At 39.9% G+C, this 2,461-nt stretch carries 3 protein-coding genes; all 3 read left to right on the top strand.

Translation table 11 applies throughout. The features are described from left to right. Positions 1–112 precede the first annotated feature (112 nt). Positions 113–712: an outer membrane beta-barrel protein gene (locus AACU59_RS04905; RefSeq protein WP_161437680.1), complete on the top strand. Its 600-nt coding sequence runs from the start codon at positions 113–115 to the stop codon at positions 710–712. 170 nt (positions 713–882) lie between these two features. Continuing rightward, entirely contained in the window at positions 883–1,488 is a 606-nt protein-coding gene (locus tag AACU59_RS04900) for a hypothetical protein (protein WP_161437679.1), read from the top strand. 655 nt (positions 1,489–2,143) lie between these two features. Continuing rightward, positions 2,144–2,461: hypothetical protein (locus AACU59_RS04895; protein ID WP_202598829.1), on the top strand; the 318-nt coding region annotated here is incomplete at its 3' end.

Here is a 2,461-nt window from a genome sequence, read left to right as displayed (position 1 = left end):
TTTTGCGTTGAGTTTAGTGATTACGGTGTAATGCGGGAAGTTGGTAGTAGCGTTTCGGGCTACTTAATTGGGCGTTATGCCACCTTTAATTAACTTTTCTATAAGGAAATAAATGAAATTATCAAATTTGGCGTTTTTGAGTTGTATGGTTTTTGCGCAAAATGTGTACGCGAGTACAGAATCGAGTATCAACGGGCCAGAACGAGAGTTTTATATTGGTCTGGGGCTTTCATTTGCGAACACTATTATGTTGGAAAGTGGTGGAATATCACTTGAAGAGAATAGTGATTTTGGTAAGTCTGGTTTTGGGCTTTCTGCTGGATATGAATTTACGACTCACAAACAGGTTAGCATTGACGTAGAGGCTGAATATCGTCAGCTTGGTAAAGTGAATTATTCAAATATTCTGGATGTTTCGGGTAGTGGGATGTTTGTTAACGTTAAACCGAAGCTATTTGTGAACTATGAATTTGGTGATGTTTATCTTGCTCCATTTGGTGGTGTTGGTTTAGTGAAAGTCGATGCCAAATCTCCCATAAATAATATTGCAGAGTCTGAAACCGAGTTAGGTTATCAATTGGGCATAGAGCTTGGTTTTAAAGTGAACAGGTCGATGGACATAATGATTGGCTATCGCTCAGCTCAGGTCGAAGTTGACAGCGTAACTACCAGTTTTGGCAGTGGTTATCTTGGTGGTAGATATTACTTCTAAGTACGGAGTGGCGGTGGCATAACAAACGCCTCAAGAGGGATTGCCAACGCGTGGCGGTTTTAGTGCAAAATTGAAGTTCAGTGTTTAAGGTGTGTTTTTTGAGTTCGGCTATGCGTTGTCAACCCCTTAGCCGGGCGTTAGGGCTATGCCCATTATCAATATGAGTACTTATGAATATAGAAAGCAAAGTGACTGAGATTCCAAATATCGAAAGTCAAAAAAAAGAAACGGAATTAGAATCATCAAAATCAGAAACTGAACACATTCACTTTGACCGAGAAAAATATGATGCTCGACAAAGGGAGTTCAGGAAAAGTATGTACTTGGCTTTTACATTCATGTTTGCATTTTCAATACTCATGTTTGCCTCGTTGCGAAACCCCGGTATCTATGAAATAGATAAAGAGACCTTTGTATTAATCAACCAAGCATTTAATGCGATAGTGCTCTTAGTCATCCCTTTCTTTTTGGGATCTTTAGGTGCTATTGCTCGAATTTTAATGGCGGGAGTCAAGGGGGGACAGCATGGCGTATTAGTTGTTTCCTCAGGATTAATGGCAATGTTTTCATGGGTAGGAATTAAAAGTGGCGTGCTTTTAGCTATAGTAGCGCCGCATTTAGAAAAGCAAGGTGTTGCATCAACAATTACCATGCAAACTGAGAGCAGTTTTTATACTATGGCGCTTGTAGCGATAGCAGTGGGTATGTTCTCATCAAACCTTTATATATTTATAAATCAGCGAGTTGAGCAACTATCTGCAACCAAAAAGCCCTAACAAACGCTTCAAGAGGGACAGCCAACGCGGGGCATTTTTACTATGCGTTGGTTTGTGTGATTGCGGTGTTATGCGGAAACTTGGTAGTAGCGTTGTCTGCCCCTTAAGCGGGCGTTATGCAACTCAGGTAAATTTAGAGGTTCAATCTTTTTAGATTTCTCCGGCCATTCGTTTTGTGTTGTCGGCAAATGAGCATTTTTACCCTCAAATTCTTGGTGAACTCAAGCCGTAAAACAGGCAAGGTTCTTTGCTTGCCTCAATCACTTTTAGCGTTGGTGCGTTGTAAATTCAGTGGGCGCAAAGTGTGGAAAGGGCAAGGTTATCGAGCATTTTGTACTTGCTGAAGCTTTCGCTCGTTAAGTTTGCCTGATTCAAAAGCTTGGTTTGTTGTTGAAAGGTGAACTTTGTTTTGGCGGCTTATTTATCGCAGTTCTTGCTTGGGTTGGTTCTTGAATCACTTAACCATTGCAATTGTGGCTTTTGGTCGTGTAAATTCAGTTTATCTCATTGAATTTGCATAACAAACGGCTCAAGAGGGATTGTCAACGCGTGGCGACTTTAGTGCAAAATTGAAATTCAGTGTTTACAGTGTGTTTTTTAAGTTCGGCGGTGCGTTGTCAACCCCTTAGCCGGGCGTTATACCAAAGGAGAAAAGATGAGTCATTCAACAGATTGGAATATTTTAGTTCAAGGATACCAGAGTCTTATATGGTGCCAAGAAAGTATGAAACCTGAAAATAAAAATAAAAAGGTTTCAGAGCTACTTTCTGAATTTAGTAAGAGAAATAAAGGAGTACCTCCACTAAACATTGGTTCAATGTTATCTGCAGCCTATGTATGTTTTATGTACCCTCAGCAACGCGATTTTAGTAAGCTAAATTTTTCAGCTATAGATACGAATTGTTTTTTAATCACATCTGGGGAAAAAGGTGATTCTAAGTATATATGTCGTAGGATAAGAAACTCTTTGGCC

The organism is Vibrio sp. V23_P3S9T160 (assembly GCF_963886625.1).
In the GTDB taxonomy this organism is placed as follows: Bacteria; Pseudomonadota; Gammaproteobacteria; order Enterobacterales; family Vibrionaceae; genus Vibrio; species Vibrio anguillarum.
This window is presented reverse-complemented; position numbering and strand designations above follow the sequence as displayed.

Excerpts from the sequence above, each read along its gene's own strand:
- AACU59_RS04905 (WP_161437680.1), top strand. The coding sequence starts at position 113 with ATGAAATTATCAAATTTGGCGTTTTTGAGTTGTATGGTTTTTGCGCAA.
- AACU59_RS04900 (WP_161437679.1), top strand. The coding sequence starts at position 883 with ATGAATATAGAAAGCAAAGTGACTGAGATTCCAAATATCGAAAGTCAA.